Origin of the sequence: Paraburkholderia lebeckiae (assembly GCF_050436325.1) — a bacterium.
Taxonomy (GTDB): domain Bacteria; phylum Pseudomonadota; class Gammaproteobacteria; order Burkholderiales; family Burkholderiaceae; genus Paraburkholderia; species Paraburkholderia tuberum.
Map to the genome: position 1 here is coordinate 3,264,631 of NZ_JBNDLZ010000003.1, position 16,738 is coordinate 3,281,368.

Genomic DNA, 16,738 nt, shown 5'->3' on the forward strand with positions numbered 1-16,738 from the left:
GGCGGGCCCCGAGCGGGCTGCAAGGTCGAAATGATATAACGTATCGCCATTTTTTGTCAGCGGCGCGAATCTTCGCACGGCGGGCCGCAGCGAATGCGTCGTGGCGACCCGTGGCGCAATGGGCTTGCTCCTGCCGCGCTGCACCATCGAAATTCCTCCCCGTGCCTTGACATGATCCGGTCCGTATCCGATCATTCGATCACTAACCGAGCAATTGATCGCGCGATGAGCGTTCGCTCACCGCGCGCCAAAATGTAAAAACGAACCGGAGACAGGCAGTGGCACGATTGCAGGACAAAGTCGCCATTCTGACGGGCGCGGCCAGCGGTATCGGTGAAGCGGTAGCCCTGCGCTATCTCGACGAGGGTGCGCGCTGCGTGCTGGTCGACGTGAAGCCGACCGACAGCATCGGCGGCGCGCTGCGCGGCACCTACAGCGAGCGCGTGTTGAGCGTCAGCGCCGACGTCCGGCGCCGCGAGGACATCGAGCGCATCGTCACGAGCACGCTCGGCCGCTTCGGCCAGATCGACATCCTGTTCAACAATGCGGCGCTGTTCGACATGCGCCCGCTCCTCGACGAATCCTGGGACGTGTTCGACCGCCTGTTCGCGGTCAACGTGAAGGGCATGTTCTTCCTGATGCAGGCGGTCGCGCGGCAGATGGTCGAGCAGGGCCGCGGCGGCAAGATCATCAATATGTCGTCGCAGGCCGGGCGGCGCGGCGAGGCGCTCGTGTCGCACTACTGCGCGACCAAGGCGGCGGTGTTGAGCTATACGCAGTCCGCGGCGCTCGCGCTCGCGCCGCATAAGATCAATGTGAACGGCATCGCGCCGGGCGTCGTCGACACGCCGATGTGGAACGAGGTCGACGCGCTGTTCGCGCGCTACGAGAACCGGCCGCTCGGGGAGAAGAAGCGCCTCGTCGGCGAGGCCGTGCCGCTCGGCCGCATGGGCGTGCCCGACGACCTGACCGGCGCCGCGCTGTTCCTCGCGTCGGCCGATGCCGACTACATCACCGCGCAGACGCTGAACGTCGACGGCGGCAACTGGATGAGCTGAACAAAGAGCAGGGAGCGGGCACGTTGACTGCTCTGAGCGGCGCGTCATTCCGTCAAACGAACGCAGCATCATATAACGTACGAAAAAGGAGACAACGATGAAACCAGCTTTCAAATTCGCGCTGAAGGCGGCCGGTGCCGGCGCGGCCACCTGCTTCGCGCTGAGCGCATCGGCGGCGACGGTGACGATCGCGACGCTGAACAATCCGGACATGATCGAGTTGAAGAAGCTGTCGCCGGCGTTCGAAAAGGCGAATCCGGACATCAAGCTGAACTGGGTGATCCTCGAGGAAAACGTGCTGCGTCAGCGCGCGACGACCGACATCACGACCGGCAGCGGCCAGTTCGACGTAATGACGATCGGCGCGTATGAAACGCCGCAATGGGGCAAGCGCGGCTGGCTCGCGCCGATCACCAACCTGCCGGCGAGCTATGACCTCAACGATGTCGTGAAGACGGCCCGCGACGGCCTGTCCGCGAACGGCCAGCTGTACGCGCTGCCGTTCTACGTCGAAAGCTCGATGACCTATTACCGCAAGGATCTGTTCGACAAGGCCGGTCTGAAAATGCCCGACCAGCCGACCTACGACCAGATCGCCCAATTCGCCGACAAGCTCACCGACAAGTCCAAGGAGCAATACGGCATCTGCCTGCGCGGCAAGGCGGGCTGGGGCGAGAATATGGCGTACGCCACGACGGTCGTGAACACCTTCGGCGGCCGCTGGTTCGACGAGAAGTGGAACGCGCAGCTGACGTCGCCGGAATGGAAAAAGGCGATCACGTTCTACGTCGACCTGCTGAAGAAGGACGGCCCTCCGGGAGCAAGCTCGAACGGCTTCAACGAAAACCTGACGCTGATGTCGTCGGGCAAGTGCGCGATGTGGATCGATGCGACGGTCGCGGCCGGCATGCTCTACAACAAGCAGCAGTCGCAGATCGCCGACAAGGTCGGCTTCGCGGCCGCGCCGATCGAGGTCACGCCGAAGGGCTCGCACTGGCTGTGGGCGTGGGCGCTCGCGATTCCGAAGTCGTCGAAGCAGCAAGATGCGGCGAAGAAGTTCATCGAGTGGGCGACCTCGAAGGAGTACATTGAAATGGTCGCGAAGGACGAAGGCTGGGCCTCGGTGCCGCCGGGCACGCGCGAGTCCACCTACGCGCGCCCCGAGTACAAGCAGGCCGCGCCGTTCGGCGACTTCGTGCTAAAGGCGATCCAGACCGCCGACCCGGATCATCCGACCTTGAAGCCGGTCCCGTACACGGGTGTGCAGTTCGTCGGAATTCCCGAATTCCAGTCGTTCGGCACGGTGGTCGGGCAGAGCATCTCCGGCGCGATCGCTGGTCAGATGACGGTCGACCAGGCACTCGCGGCCGGCAACGCGGCCGCGAATCGCGCGGTCAAGCAGGCGGGTTATCAGAAGTAACCCGGCAGGCCCGCCGCATCGACCGATGCGGCTCATGCAGCAGGGCGGCCGTTGGTCTGCGCCGTATGCGATGCGGCGCGTGCCGTGCGCCATTCAGGCACGGCACGCCGCGTCGCACATACGCGGCTCAGGCGAACGCTCCGCGCATTACCGAACAGGTGGTCCATCATGCGTCCTTTGCGCCTACCTCTGATGCAAACCCATCCCCAGACAGAAAAAGAACGCGAGGAGCGTAAGGCCAATTCGGCCCGCTGGCTCGTGGCGCCGTCGGTCGGCGTGCTCGTGCTGTGGATGGTCATTCCGCTCGCGATGACGATCTGGTTCTCGTTCTCGCACTACAACCTGCTGAATCCCGATCTGCGCGGCTTCGCCGGCTTCGACAACTACCGCTATCTCGCGACCGATCCGTCGTTCGGTCCGTCGATCGCGCATACGATCGAGCTGATCGTATGGGTGCTCGTGATCACCGTGGGCGGCGGCGTGCTGATGGCGATCCTGTTCGACCGCAAGTTCTACGGGCAGGGCGTTGCCCGCCTGCTCGCGATCGGCCCGTTCTTCGTGATGCCGACGGTCAGCGCGCTGATCTGGAAGAACATGATCCTGCACCCGGTGTACGGCCTTGTCGCGCAGGGCATGCGGGCGCTCGGCATGCAGCCGATCGACTGGTTCGCCGACTATCCGCTCACCGCGGTCATCATGATCGTCGCGTGGCAGTGGCTGCCGTTCGCGTTCCTGATCCTGTTCACGTCGATCCAGTCGCTCGACCAGGAGCAGAAGGAAGCCGCGAAGATCGACGGCGCCGGTCCGTTCTCGATGTTCTTCTACATCACGCTGCCGCACCTGCGACGTGCGATCGCGGTCGTCGTGATGATGGAGACGATTTTCCTGCTGTCGATCTTCGCCGAGATCTATACGACCACGGGCGGCGGTCCGGGCAACGCGACCACGACCCTGTCGTACCTGATCTTCGCGCTGGGCCTGCAACAGTTCGACGTCGGTCTCGCCTCGGCGGGCGGTATTCTCGCGGTCGTGCTGGCCAATATCGTGTCGATCTTCCTCGTGCGGATGCTCGCGAAGAACCTGAAAGGGGAGTACGAAAAATGAGCCACGTTGCCTCCACTACGGCATCGACGACGCAGCCGGTCGCGGTGCCGACCAAATCGCCGTTCGACACGATTCGTCGCGGCATTCCCGGCGTGATCGCGTGGCTCGTCGCGCTGCTGCTGTTCTTCCCGATCTTCTGGATGACGATCACCGCGTTCAAGACCGAGCAGCAGGCCTATGCGTCGTCGCTGTTTTTCGTGCCGACGCTCGACAGCTTCCGCGAGGTGTTCGCGCGCAGCAACTACTTCGCGTTCGCGTGGAACTCGATACTGATCTCGGTCGGTGTCACACTGCTGTGCCTGATCCTCGCGGTCCCGTGCGCGTACGCGATGGCGTTCTTCCCGACGCGCCGCACGCAGAAAGTGCTGCTGTGGATGCTGTCGACGAAGATGATGCCGTCGGTCGGCGTGCTGGTGCCGATCTATCTGCTGTGGAAAAACACCGGCCTTCTGGATACCGTGTCGGGCCTGGTCATCGTCTACACGCTGATCAATCTGCCGATCGCGGTCTGGATGGCGTTCACGTACTTCGCCGAGATTCCGCGCGACATTCTCGAAGCCGGGCGCATCGACGGCGCGGCTACGTGGCAGGAGATCGTCTATCTGCTGATGCCGATGGCGCTGCCCGGGCTCGCGTCGACCGCGCTGTTGCTCGTGATCCTGTCGTGGAACGAGGCGTTCTGGAGCATCAACCTGTCGAGCTCGAACGCGGCGCCCCTGACCGTGTTCATCGCGTCGTATTCGAGTCCTGAAGGGTTGTTCTGGGCCAAGTTGTCGGCCGCTTCGTTGCTGGCGGTCGCGCCGATCCTGATCGTCGGCTGGCTGTCGCAGAAGCAGTTGGTGCGCGGGCTCACGTTCGGGGCCGTCAAATGACGGCTGGCCCGGGCATCGTGCGCTATGCGTTGATCTGCGATTGCGACGGCGTGCTGATCGACAGCGAAGCGGTGGCCGCGCGCATGCTGGTGCGTGAACTCGAGGCGCGCTGGCCCGGCATCGACGTCGAGCCGGTCGTGCTGCCGCTGCTCGGGCTGCGCATCGAGCGCGTGTTGCAGGACACCGCGACTCAGCTCGGCAAACAGCTCAGCGCCGACGATATCGATGCAATCCGCCGCGCGGTCGAAGCGGCGGCGATCGAGGCGCCCGCCGTCGACGGTATCGAGATGGCGCTGACCCAGGTGCCGCTCGTCAAAGGCTGCGCGAGCAATAGCTTCCGGCCGTACGTCGAGACGGTGCTGGCGCGCACGGGCCTGAAGCGTTTCTTCGGCGAGCGGCTGTTCTGCGCCGACGCGGTGCCGAATCCGAAGCCCGCGCCGGACGTGTATCTGGCGGCGGCGCAGGGCTTCGGGCTCGCGCCGGGTGCGTGCCTCGTCGTCGAGGACAGCGTGACCGGCGTCACGGCGGCGGCCACGGCGGGCATGGCGGTGCTGGGGTTTATCGGCGGCGGTCATGCGAGCGATGCGCAGATCGATCGCCTGCACGCGGCGGGCGCGCGTCATGTGTTCGACGACATGCGGCAGTTGCCCGACCTCGTCGCGCAATGGACACTGTCCGCAACGGCCGCGGCGCCATGAGCGCGCGAATGCACGCGACACGACACGGCATCAGGTAGCAGCACGAAGTAACGAGCAGCATCGAACAGCATTACACGGAGACACATCATGGCAAGCGTAACCTTGCGCAACATCAGAAAGGCCTACGACGACACTGAGGTGATGCGCGACATCAATCTCGACATCGCCGATGGCGAGTTCGTCGTGTTCGTCGGGCCGAGCGGTTGCGGCAAATCGACCCTGATGCGGATGATCGCGGGCCTCGAGGACATCACGGGCGGCGATCTGAACATCGACGCCGTGCGCATGAACGACGTGCCGCCGGCCAAGCGCGGCATCGCGATGGTGTTCCAGTCGTACGCGCTGTATCCGCACATGACGCTGTACGACAACATGGCGTTCGGCCTGAAGCTCGCCGGCGCGAAGAAACCGGAGATCGACTCAGCCGTGCGCAACGCGGCGAAGATCCTGCACATCGACCATCTACTCGATCGCAAGCCGAAGCAACTGTCGGGCGGCCAGCGTCAGCGCGTCGCGATCGGCCGCGCGATCACGCGCAAGCCGAAGGTGTTTCTGTTCGACGAGCCGCTGTCGAATCTCGACGCCGCGCTGCGCGTGAAGATGCGTCTCGAGTTCGCGCGCCTGCACGACGAGTTGAAGACGACGATGATCTACGTGACGCACGACCAGGTCGAGGCGATGACTTTGGCCGACAAGATCGTCGTGTTGTCGGCGGGCAATCTGGAGCAGGTCGGCAGTCCGACGATGCTGTATCACGCGCCGGCGAACCGCTTCGTCGCCGGCTTCATCGGCTCGCCGAAGATGAACTTCATGGAAGGCGTCGTACAGTCGGTGTCGCACGACGGCGTCACGGTGCGTTACGAGACCGGCGAGACGCAGCGCGTATCGGTCGAGCCGGGCGCGGCCAAGCAGGGCGACAAGGTAACGGTCGGCATCCGCCCCGAGCATCTGCACGTCAGCACGACCGAGGACGGGATCGAGGCACGCACGATGACGGTCGAATCGCTCGGCGATGCCGCGTATCTGTACGCAGAGTCGAGCGTGGCGCCCGATGGTTTGATCGCGCGGATTCCGCCGCTCGAACGGCATGCGAAGGGCAACGTGCAGAAGCTTGGCGGGACGCCCGAGCATTGCCATCTGTTCGACAGCGAAGGCAAGGCGTTCCAGCGCAAGATTGTGGAGGTTCTGGCGGCTTGATCGCGCGATGACGCATTGCAGGAGCAGGCGGCGCACGCAAGGCGCTGTCCCTGGAGGGTGGTCATTTCTTCGGAGCCTACCTCGATCAGGACAAGGCATTTGAGTAGGCTTACGGCCAGGATTGTTCGCCAGACCTGCGGGGTCACACGACCGCCTCGTTTCTTGAGGAATTGAAGCAGATCCTGCGCGAGTAAGACTCTCGGCTACGCCAACTTACGGCGCGTCTACACCAATCGCGCCCGCTTCTTCTGCGGGCACTTTTTCACGCCTCCAACGCCGCCCGCGCACACAACTCATCGGTAACGAGCCCCGACAACCACCCCCCCTTGAGCACCGCGATCAGCGCCTCGCGCTTGCGCAGCCCGCCCGCGAAGCCGATGGTCGGCCGCCGCGGCGGCGTGTCGAGCGCGATGCTGGTCACGCGTCGGCCGGTCGGCGATTCGACGTGCGCGCCGGCCGCATCGATTGGCAGGCCGAGCATTTCGGCGACCGCGCCGTTGTGCATCAACTCGTTCACCTCGCCTTCCGTGATGAAGCCGTCCTCGTGCAACGGACAGGTCATGCCGATGTTGCCGATGCCGACGAACGCGACATCGGCCTGCGCGGACAGCGACTCGACGATCCGGTACAGACGGTGATTGCACCACTGCGCGCGCTCGGCCTCGCTGTCGGCAAGCAGCGGCGCGGGCAGCAGAAAATGCTTGCCGCCGGTCTTTTCGGAAATGTGCAGCGCGACGTCGTAACGGTTCGAGGAGCCGTCCTGCGCGATCGCGCCGACCATCGATACCAGCCGATGCTGCGGACGGTCTAGCTGCGCGATCTGATCGACCGCGGCCTTCAGCGTGCGGCCGCTGCTGACCGCGACGACCATCGGCTTTTCCTCGCTCAGATAGCGCTCCATCACCTGCGCGCCGGCCACCGCGAGCTTACGGTCGACTTCCTCGGAGGTATCGTCGTCGATCGGCACGATCTCGCACATGCTGAGGCCATAGCGCTTCGACAGCTGATCGGCGAGCGACAGGCAATCAGCGAGCTTGTGATCGACGCGCACGCGGATCAGGTTCTTTTCGACCGCGAACGCGACGAGCCGCTGCGCGACCGGCCGCGATACCTGCAGCTTCTCGGCGATTTCGTTCTGGGTATTGCCCGCGACGTAATAAAGCCACGCGGCGCGCGTGGCGAGATCGAGTTTTTCTGTGGACCTGGGCACGATGAGGTTTCGGTTGAAGTGCGCCGATGATAGCGGCCGGCGGCGCGTCTGTCGCGCGGGCCGGCCGCGGTTGACGCTCAGGCGAGCGGTGCGCGCGCGGGATCGAACAGTGGGCGTACGTGGCGATACAGCGCGCGATACGCTTCGAGCCGCGTGCGCAATTGCGCGTGGCGGCGCGGATTCGGCGTGAACTCCTTTTCGACGGGCGGCTTGGTCAGCACGGTGGCCGGCTCGCCACCGGCGGCGAGCCAGCCGAGACGCGCCGCGCCGAGCGCCGCGCCGGTTTCGCCGCCGCCGTGCTTGACGGTGACGGTGTCGAGCGCATCGGCGAGCAACTGGGCCCAGTAGTCGCTGCGTGCGCCGCCGCCGAGCAGCGACAACACCTTCGCCTCGGTGCCGGCCGCGCGCAGCGCGTCGAGGCCGTCGGTCAGCGCGAGCGTCACGCCTTCGAGCACCGCGTAGCCGAGCAGCGCGCGGTCGGTTGCGTGAGTCATGCCGAAGAATACGCCTTGCGCATAGGGGTCGTTGTGCGGCGTGCGCTCGCCCGACAGATACGGCAAAAAGAGCGGCGCGGTGGTCAAGGCCTCGGCGGGCAGCGCCTCGATTTCGGCGAGCAGCGTCGGCTCGTCGGTCGACGTCAGCTTGCAGACCCAGCGCAAACAGCTCGCCGCCGACAGCACCACGCTCATCTGATGCCAGCGGTCCGGGATCGCGTGACAGAACGCATGCACGGCGGAGGCCGGGTTCGGGCGGAAGCTGTCGCCGACCACGCACAGCACGCCCGACGTACCCAACGACACGAAGCCGTCGCCCGGTTGCGTCGCACCGATGCCGATCGCGCTGGTCGCGTTGTCGCCGCCGCCGGCCGCGACGATCACGTCGTCGCGCAGGCCGAATTCGCGCGCGAGTTCCGGCAGCAGCGTGCCGGCCGGCGCGCTGCCTTCGCGCAGCGCCGGCATCTGCGCGCGCGTCATGTTGCAGGCAGCGAGCAGCGAATCGGACCAATCGCGTTTCGCGACGTCGAGCCACAATGTGCCGGCCGCGTCCGATGGATCGGACACCTTGCCGCCCGTCAGTTGCAGGCGCAGATAGTCTTTCGGCAGCAGCACGCAGGCAGTCCTCGCGAAAATCTCCGGCTCGTGACGCGCGACCCACAGCAACTTCGGCGCCGTGAAACCGGGCATCGCCAGATTGCCGGCGACGCTGTGCAGATCCGGCGCGCGCTCGGTCAGCTCCGCGCACTCCTTGTCGCTCCGCATGTCGTTCCAAAGGATCGCAGGCCGCAGCACGCGGTTTTCCGCGTCGAGCAGCACCGCGCCGTGCATCTGCCCCGACAGGCCGATGCCGCGAATCTGCGCGAACTCGTCGGGATGGCGGGCGCGCAACGCGGCGAGCGCCGTGCGCGTGCCGGCCCACCAGTCTTCGGGATTCTGCTCGGCCCAGCGCTGGTGCGGACGCGAAACGGCAAACGGCGAGCCTGCGGTGCCGATCACGCGGCCGTCGGAGGCGAGCAGCAGAACTTTCACTTCGGACGTGCCGAGGTCGATGCCTAGGTACATGGGAGCGAAACCTTCGTCGTTGGGGATGCGCTACTTTAGCGGTTCATCGCGCGCGTTGTCATGCGCATTAAGCCTGGCTCGTCGCGCCTCGTTCGGCGAGCCATGCGTCGACCCGCGCGAGCGCGCCTGCGAGCGCCGCTTCGAGCTCGGGCGTCTGCGCCATGCCGCCCCACAGCAGCCGGTCGGCCGCGAATGCGCGCAGCGGATCGGGCGCCGTGAAAAAGGCGTGCGCGACGCGCTCGTCCATCACGCCGTCCTGATACGCGTAGGGCAGCTTGCCCGTGTGCCAGCGTTCCAGAAAGCGGAAGAACAACGCGGGCAGCATCGCGGTCGCCGCCGGCGTGACGCCGCGCTCGAAACATTCGGCGAGTGTCGGCGCGATGAAGCCGGGTAACTTCGAGAAGCCGTCGGCGGCGACGCGCTGGTTCGTGTCGAGGATATGCGGGTTGCTGAAGCGCTCGAGCACGACATCGCGATAGCGTTCGAGATCGAGCGGACTCGGTGTCAGACACGGGATCACGTCCTCGGTCACATAGTCGTACGCGAACTGGCGGATGTCGGCGTCGAGCGTGCCTTCGTGGATGTAGTTCAGGCCGGCCAGCGTGCCCGCCCACGCGATGCAGCTATGCGTCGCGTTGAGAATGCGGATCTTCGCTTCCTCGTACGGCAGCACCGAATCGACGAGTTCCGCGCCGACCTTCTCCCAGGCCGGCCGTCCCGCGATGAAGCGGTCTTCGATCACCCACTGGATGAACGCCTCGCCCATCACCGGACTCGCATCGTCGACGCCGGTCGCGGCCTTCACGCGCTCGCGCACGTCGGGCGTCGGACGGGGCGTGATGCGATCGACCATCGAACACGGGCATGACGTGTTGTCGTCGAACCATTGCGCGAGTTCGTTCGCGCCGCGTCGTTCGAGAAACTCGCTCATGCCCGCATGAAAGCGCTCGCCGTTGCTGCGGAGGTTGTCGCAGGTCTGCAGCGTGACGGGTCCCGCGCCGCGCTTCGCGCGCGCGTCGAGAATCGCCGCGAGCGCGCCGTAGATCGTCGTGTGCCCGCCGGCGAGGTCGGCGGCGAGATCGGGATTCGCGGTGTCGAGCCGGTCGTGTTCGTCGAGGTAATAGCCGCCTTCGGTCACCGTGAACGCGATGATCTTGCAAGCCGGATCGGCGCCCGCTTCGATCAGTCCGTCGAGGCTTTCGCTCCACGGCAGCACGCGCTCGATCGAGCGAATCGTCTCGTAGGCGCGCTCGCCTTGCGGCGTGACGGTTTCGAGCGTGTAGACGCCGTTCTGCGCGGCGAGCGCTTCGAGCACCGGGTTCATGTCGCTGCGAATGTTGCCGACGGTGAGCGACCAGCGCGGCTCGCCGTCCGCCCTCGCTTCGTTCAGCCGGTGCAGATACCACGCCTGATGCGCGCGATGAAACGATCCCGCGCCGATGTGCAGGATCACGTGTGCGGCCGCGCCGCTGCCTTGCCCGCTGTTCATGTTGTGTCTCCAAAAACTTGTCCGCGGCGCTCGCGGCGCGCGTTCTGTGCGTGCAGAGCATTTGCTCTGTATGTGAGCGAATGATCGTACCCGGAGAAACGAAAGTCAAGGCAAGGGGCGGGCTTTTGATGGCGCAGCGCGGCATGGGCGATGCGCCGGCGGCAGCGACGAGCGTTCGAGGCGACAAAACAAATCGCGGTATTGATATTGCATTGCATCAAATTTGACCGTGCACGCGTCGGGGCTAACCCGAATACAAAAAAGTATCGGTCCGCGGTTTCTTTTAAAGTGGTTGCCAACGCGTTTGGCGGTTACTTTTCGCTTTACAAGATCAAGATCGGCGGCGCCTCCCGCACGCCGCTTCATGGAGGCAGACAGTGCAACCTGATCTCGAAATCGTGGCCGTACGCCACGACGAATCGTTCAAAGTGTGGTCGCATGGCTATCCGTATCGCACGGTGCGCTGGCACTTTCATCCGGAGTACGAAATCCATCTGATCGTCGCGACGACCGGCAAGATGTTCGTCGGCGATCACATCGGCAGCTTCGCGCCCGGCAACCTCGTGTTGATGGGGCCGAACCTGCCGCACAACTGGGTCAGCGACGTGCCCGAAGGCGAGAGCGTCGCGCAGCGCAATCTGGTCGTGCAATTCGGCCAGGAGTTCGTATCGAACTGTCTCGAGAGTTTTCCGGAATGGCGTCAGGTCGAGGCGCTGCTCGCCGATGCGCGTCGCGGCCTGTCGTTCGGTCTGGAGACATCCGCGCAGATCAAGCCGCTCTTTCTCGAACTGCTCGCGGCGCGCGGCCTGCGCCGGCTCGTGCTGTTCATGTCGATGCTGGAGATCCTGATCAACGCGCCGGATCGTGACACGCTCGCGAGTCCCGCTTATCAGGCCGATCCGACCAGCTTCGCGGCGACCCGCATCAATCACGTGCTCGCGTATATCGGCAAGAACCTCGCGAACGAGTTGCGCGAGTCGGAGCTTGCGCAACTCGCCGGCCAGAGCGTCAGTGCGTTTTCGCGATATTTCCGCCGCCATACCGGGCTGCCGTTCGTGCAGTACGTAAACCGCATGCGCATCAATCTCGCGTGCCAGTTGCTGACCGATGGCGAACTGAGCGTGACCGACATCTGCTTCAAGGCGGGCTTCAACAACCTGTCGAATTTCAACCGGCAATTTCTTGCGATGAAGGGCATGGCGCCGTCGACGTTTCGCCGTTATCAGCAACTGAACGATGCGAGCCGCGATGCTTCCGAGCAAGCGGCCGCGCATGGCAGGGGCATCGACAACGCGCCGGCGATCGTGCTCGCGCCGGGCTTGCCGCGTAGCGGCGTCGCGTACCCGGTCACATAGTGGCCGCCCGGTAGTTCGCAGCTTTATTCCACTCGCGTTTCAACACGCATCGATCGCGCTGTGCGCCCACAGCGCGAGGGGGCGTGCTCACTTCAAAAAATGGAGACAACCATGAAGCCATCTACTCTTTCGCTTAACCCTTCGATGATGTTCGCGCGCCGTGTCGCCTCGCTCGCGTTCGGTTTGTCGCTAGTCGCCATGTCGGCCGCGCAGACCGCGCAGGCCGCGCCGCTCAAAATCGGCATGACGTTCCAGGAACTGAACAACCCGTACTTCGTGACGATGCAGAAAGCGCTGAACGACGCGGCCGCGTCGACCGGCGCGACGGTCGTCGTCACCGACGCGCATCACGACGTCAGCAAGCAGGTCAGCGACGTCGAAGACATGCTGCAAAAGAAGATCGACATCCTGCTCGTCAATCCGACCGACTCGACCGGCATCCAGTCGGCGGTCACGTCGGCGAAGAAGGCGGGCGTCGTCGTGGTCGCGGTCGATGCGAACGCGAACGGTCCGGTCGATTCGTTCGTCGGCTCGAAGAACTACGACGCGGGCGTGATGGCGTGCGACTACCTCGCGAAATCGATCGGCGGCAGCGGCGAAGTGGCGATTCTCGACGGCATACCGGTCGTGCCGATTCTCGAACGCGTGCGCGGCTGCAAAGCGGCGCTCGCGAAGTCGCCGGGCGTGAAGCTCGTCGATACGCAGAACGGCAAGCAGGAACGCGCGACCGCGTTGTCCGTCACCGAGAACATGATTCAGGCGCACCCGAACCTGAAGGGCGTGTTCAGCGTGAACGACGGCGGCTCGATGGGCGCGCTGTCGGCGATCGAATCGTCGGGCAAGGACATCAAGCTGACGAGCGTCGACGGCGCACCGGAAGCGATCGCCGCGATCCAGAAGCCGAATTCGAAATTCGTCGAGACGTCCGCGCAATTCCCGGCCGACCAGGTGCGCATCGCGCTCGGCATCGCGCTCGCGAAGAAGTGGGGCGCCAATGTGCCGAAAGCGATTCCGGTCGACGTGAAGATGATCGACAAGAGCAACGCTAAGGGCTTCAGCTGGTAACGCAAGCGCAGGCTGCCGCGCGTGCGGATCATGCGCGGCGGCGCCCGGCACAGGAACATGCAATGGACACGATTCTGAAGCTCGACAACATCAGCAAGAGCTTTCCCGGCGTGAAGGCGCTGCAAGGCATTCACCTCGAGATTGCGCGCGGCGAGATTCACGCGCTGCTCGGCGAGAACGGTGCGGGCAAGTCGACGCTGATGAAGATTCTATGCGGTATCTACCAGCCGGACGAAGGCACGATCATGCTCGACAGCGAGCAACGCCACTTCGCGAACTATCACGACGCGGTGGCCGCGGGCGTCGGTATCGTGTTTCAGGAGTTCAGCCTGATTCCGTATCTGAACGCGGTGGAGAACATGTTTCTCGGCCGTGAATTGCGCAACCGCTTCGGTCTGCTCGAACGCGGCAGCATGCGGCGCGCGGCGGCGCGGATTTTTGAGCGGCTTGGCGTAGCGATCGATCTGTCGGTGCCGATCCGGGAACTGTCGGTAGCGCAGCAGCAGTTCGTCGAAATCGGCAAGGCGTTGTCGCTCGATGCGCGCGTGCTGATTCTCGACGAACCGACCGCGACGCTGACGCCAGCCGAGGCCGCGCATCTGTTCACGATCATGCGCGAGCTGAAGCAGCAGGGCGTCGCGATGATCTTCATCTCGCACCACCTCGAAGAGATTTTCGAGGTGTGCGACCGCATCACGGTGCTGCGCGACGGCCAGTACGTCGGCATGACCGAGGTCGCGCAATCCGACGTGGGCCGGCTCGTGCAGATGATGGTGGGACGCCGCATCGAAAGCAGCTTTCCGCCGAAACCGACCCCGCGCGCCGATGCGAAGGTCGTGCTCGACGTCGTGCGCTTGCAGCTGTTCAAAGACAGCCCCGAGTTGAGCTTCACGCTGCGCGAGGGCGAGATTCTCGGCTTCGCGGGACTCGTCGGTTCGGGGCGCACCGAGACCGCGCTCGCGGTGATCGGCGCGGACCGTGCGTACGCGAAGGAAATTCGCGTGAACGGCGCGGCCGCGAAGCTCGCCGATCCGGCCGATGCGCTGCGCGCGGGAGTCGGCATTCTGCCCGAGAGCCGCAAGACCGAAGGGCTCATTACCGAGTTCTCGATCAAGCAGAACATCTCGATCAACAACCTCGGCAAGTACCGGTCGCTACGTTTCTTCATCGACCAACGTAGCGAAGCGCGCGCGACCGCCGACATCATGAAGCGCGTCGGCGTGAAGGCCCCAACGATGCACACCGAAGTCGCGACGCTGTCGGGCGGCAATCAGCAGAAGGTCGTGATCGCGCGCTGGCTCAATCACCACACCAACATCCTGATCTTCGACGAACCGACACGCGGCATCGACGTCGGCGCGAAGGCCGAAATCTATCTGCTGATGCGCGAACTGACCGCGCGCGGCTACTCGATCATCATGATCTCGTCCGAGTTGCCGGAGATCGTCGGCATGTGCGACCGCGTCGCCGTATTCCGGCAGGGCCGCATCGAAGCGCTGCTCGAAGGCGACGCGATCGAATCGAACGCCGTGATGACCTATGCGACCGCCGGTTCGCTCGGAGCCTCTCATGAACATGCCTAATCCTTCCTCTTCGCCGAAAACATCGAGCGTCGGCAGCGACACGCCGGGCGCGCCGGTGCGCTTCACGTGGGCCGCGCTGAAACGCTCGACACTGTTCTATCCGTTCATCGGCCTGCTGGTCGTCTGCGTCGTGATGGTGTTCGCGAGCGACAGCTTTCTGTCGGCCGCGAACATCGAGAACGTGCTGCGTCAGGTGTCGATCAACGCGATCATCGCGGTCGGCATGACCTGCGTGATCCTGACGGGCGGCATCGATCTGTCGGTCGGCTCGGTGATGGCGCTCGCGGGCACGCTGTCGGCCGGGCTGATGGTCGCCGGCATGAATGCGGTGGCGGCCCTTGCGGTCGGCCTCGCGATCGGTCTCGGCTTCGGCGCGGCCAACGGCTTTTTCGTCGCGTTCGCCGGCATGCCGCCGATCATCGTCACGCTCGCCACGATGGGTATCGCGCGCGGCCTCGCACTGATCTACACGGGCGGCTATCCGATCGACGGTCTGCCCGACTGGGTCAGCTTCTTCGGCAGCGGCAAGATTCTCGGCGTCCAGGCACCGGTCGTGATCATGGCGGTGATCTATCTGATCGCGTGGGTGCTGCTCGAACGGATGCCGTTTGGCCGCTATGTGTATGCGATCGGCGGTAACGAGCAGGCGACGCGATTGTCCGGCGTGCGTGTCGCGCGCGTGAAGCTGATCGTCTACACGATCGCCGGCTTGACGTCAGCGTTTGCCGCGATCGTGCTGACCGCGCGCCTGATGAGCGGCCAGCCGAACGCGGGCGTCGGTTTCGAACTCGACGCGATCGCCGCCGTCGTGATGGGCGGCACGTCGATCTCCGGTGGGCGCGGCTCGATCATCGGCACGCTGATCGGCGCGCTGTTACTCGGCGTCCTGAATAACGGCCTGAACATGGTCGGCGTGAATCCGTACGTACAGAACGTGATCAAGGGCGGAATCATTCTGCTCGCGATCTATATCAGTCGCGACCACAGAAAGTAACGCTGTCTTCCCCACATCCCTCTTTTCGCAGGACCATGCAATGACGACTCAATCCGACCAGCAGAACATGACCGCCATCGTCTGTCATGCACCGAAAGACTATCGCGTCGAGCAGGTTCAGAAACCACGCGCGCGCGCGCACGAACTCGTGATCCGCATCGCCGCGTGCGGTATCTGCGCGAGCGACTGCAAATGCCATTCGGGCGCGAAGATGTTCTGGGGCGGCCCAAGCCCGTGGGTCAAGGCGCCGGTGATTCCGGGCCACGAGTTCTTCGGCTATGTCGAGGAACTGGGCGAGGGCGCGGCCGAGCATTTCGGCGTGCAGAAGGGCGAGCGCGTGATCGCCGAGCAGATCGTACCGTGCGGCAAGTGCCGCTATTGCAAATCCGGCCAGTACTGGATGTGCGAAGTGCACAACATCTTCGGCTTTCAGCGCGAAGTCGCGGACGGTGGCATGGCCGAGTACATGCGCATTCCGCCGACCGCGATCGTCCACAAGATCCCGGACGGCATCTCGCTCGAAGACGCCGCGATCATCGAGCCGCTCGCGTGCGCGATTCATACGGTCAATCGCGGCGACCTGCAACTCGACGATGTCGTCGTGATCGCGGGCGCGGGGCCGCTTGGTTTGATGATGGCGCAGGTCGCGCATCTGAAGACGCCGAAGCAGCTCGTCGTGATCGATCTCGTCGAGGAACGGCTCGCACTCGCGCGCGAATATGGCGCGGACGTGACGATCAATCCTCAGAAGGACGACGCGCTCGCGATCATCCATTCACTGACGGACGGCTACGGCTGCGACGTCTATATTGAAACGACGGGTGCGCCGATCGGCGTGAACCAGGGCATGGACCTGATCCGCAAGCTCGGGCGCTTCGTCGAATTCTCGGTGTTCGGCGCGGATACGACGCTCGACTGGTCGGTGATCGGCGATCGCAAGGAACTCGACGTGCGCGGCGCGCATCTTGGGCCCTATTGCTATCCGATCGCGATCGATCTGCTCGCGCGCGGACTCGTCACGTCGAAGGGCATCGTCACGCACGGCTTTTCGTTGGAAGAATGGGACGAAGCGATCGGGATCGCGAACTCGCTCGATTCGATCAAGGTGCTGATGAAGCCGCGCGCATGAATCTG

15 protein-coding genes are annotated in these 16,738 nt (G+C 64.5%); 12 read left to right on the plus strand and 3 right to left on the minus strand.

The window, feature by feature from the left end; all coding sequences use genetic code 11:
- The first annotated feature begins 278 nt into the window (after positions 1–278).
- The 6 genes from OKW44_RS33045 to OKW44_RS33070 all read left to right on the plus strand — a co-directional run bounded on the left by OKW44_RS33045 (position 279) and on the right by OKW44_RS33070 (position 6,349).
- Entirely contained in the window at positions 279–1,058 is a 780-nt protein-coding gene (locus tag OKW44_RS33045; RefSeq protein WP_035471049.1) for an L-iditol 2-dehydrogenase, read from the plus strand.
- A gap of 97 nt (positions 1,059–1,155) precedes the next feature.
- The gene (locus OKW44_RS33050; protein WP_018421670.1) at positions 1,156–2,478 is read left to right on the plus strand and encodes an ABC transporter substrate-binding protein; all 1,323 of its coding nucleotides are present in this window, start codon (positions 1,156–1,158) and stop codon (positions 2,476–2,478) included.
- A 168-nt stretch (positions 2,479–2,646) separates the two neighbouring features.
- Positions 2,647–3,582 carry a carbohydrate ABC transporter permease gene (locus tag OKW44_RS33055; RefSeq protein WP_026226016.1) on the plus strand — a complete coding sequence of 312 codons (936 nt, stop codon included), beginning with the start codon at positions 2,647–2,649 and terminating at the stop codon, positions 3,580–3,582.
- Positions 3,579–4,454, plus strand: a complete 876-nt coding sequence (locus tag OKW44_RS33060; RefSeq protein WP_018421668.1) for a carbohydrate ABC transporter permease — start codon at positions 3,579–3,581, stop codon at positions 4,452–4,454. Before OKW44_RS33055 ends, OKW44_RS33060 begins: the two co-directional genes overlap by 4 nt.
- A complete protein-coding gene (locus tag OKW44_RS33065) occupies positions 4,451–5,152 on the plus strand; it encodes an HAD family hydrolase (RefSeq protein ID WP_018421667.1) in 702 nt (233 codons plus the stop codon). Before OKW44_RS33060 ends, OKW44_RS33065 begins: the two co-directional genes overlap by 4 nt.
- An 87-nt stretch (positions 5,153–5,239) precedes the next feature.
- The gene (locus OKW44_RS33070) at positions 5,240–6,349 is read left to right on the plus strand and encodes an ABC transporter ATP-binding protein (RefSeq protein ID WP_018421666.1); all 1,110 of its coding nucleotides are present in this window, start codon (positions 5,240–5,242) and stop codon (positions 6,347–6,349) included.
- A gap of 262 nt (positions 6,350–6,611) precedes the next feature.
- Here the strand turns inward: OKW44_RS33070 and OKW44_RS33075 are convergent, their stop codons facing one another.
- The 3 genes from OKW44_RS33075 to dalD form a co-directional block, all read right to left on the minus strand.
- Positions 6,612–7,559 carry a sugar-binding transcriptional regulator gene (locus OKW44_RS33075; protein ID WP_018421665.1) on the minus strand — a complete coding sequence of 316 codons (948 nt, stop codon included), beginning with the start codon at positions 7,557–7,559 and terminating at the stop codon, positions 6,612–6,614.
- A 77-nt stretch (positions 7,560–7,636) separates the two neighbouring features.
- Positions 7,637–9,118: a xylulokinase gene (xylB, locus tag OKW44_RS33080; RefSeq protein WP_018421664.1), complete on the minus strand. Its 1,482-nt coding sequence runs from the start codon at positions 9,116–9,118 to the stop codon at positions 7,637–7,639.
- A gap of 67 nt (positions 9,119–9,185) precedes the next feature.
- Positions 9,186–10,607 (minus strand): D-arabinitol 4-dehydrogenase, encoded by a 1,422-nt coding sequence (dalD, locus tag OKW44_RS33085; RefSeq protein ID WP_018421663.1) that lies wholly within the window; start codon positions 10,605–10,607, stop codon positions 9,186–9,188.
- Between the two features lie 80 nt (positions 10,608–10,687).
- On the opposite strand from dalD, the gene OKW44_RS33090 reads away from it, so the two are divergent.
- From OKW44_RS33090 to OKW44_RS33115, 6 genes are all read left to right on the plus strand, one after another.
- Positions 10,688–10,834, plus strand: a complete 147-nt coding sequence (locus OKW44_RS33090; protein WP_162633999.1) for a hypothetical protein — start codon at positions 10,688–10,690, stop codon at positions 10,832–10,834.
- A gap of 150 nt (positions 10,835–10,984) precedes the next feature.
- Positions 10,985–11,962, plus strand: coding sequence for an AraC family transcriptional regulator (locus tag OKW44_RS33095; RefSeq protein WP_018421661.1), 978 nt, complete (start codon positions 10,985–10,987; stop codon positions 11,960–11,962).
- A 144-nt stretch (positions 11,963–12,106) separates the two neighbouring features.
- Positions 12,107–13,027: a substrate-binding domain-containing protein gene (locus OKW44_RS33100; protein WP_018421660.1), complete on the plus strand. Its 921-nt coding sequence runs from the start codon at positions 12,107–12,109 to the stop codon at positions 13,025–13,027.
- Between the two features lie 62 nt (positions 13,028–13,089).
- A complete protein-coding gene (locus OKW44_RS33105) occupies positions 13,090–14,610 on the plus strand; it encodes a sugar ABC transporter ATP-binding protein (RefSeq protein ID WP_018421659.1) in 1,521 nt (506 codons plus the stop codon).
- Positions 14,597–15,604, plus strand: coding sequence for an ABC transporter permease (locus OKW44_RS33110; RefSeq protein WP_018421658.1), 1,008 nt, complete (start codon positions 14,597–14,599; stop codon positions 15,602–15,604). Before OKW44_RS33105 ends, OKW44_RS33110 begins: the two co-directional genes overlap by 14 nt.
- 40 nt (positions 15,605–15,644) lie before the next feature.
- The gene (locus OKW44_RS33115; RefSeq protein ID WP_018421657.1) at positions 15,645–16,733 is read left to right on the plus strand and encodes an erythritol/L-threitol dehydrogenase; all 1,089 of its coding nucleotides are present in this window, start codon (positions 15,645–15,647) and stop codon (positions 16,731–16,733) included.
- Positions 16,734–16,738 lie beyond the last annotated feature (5 nt).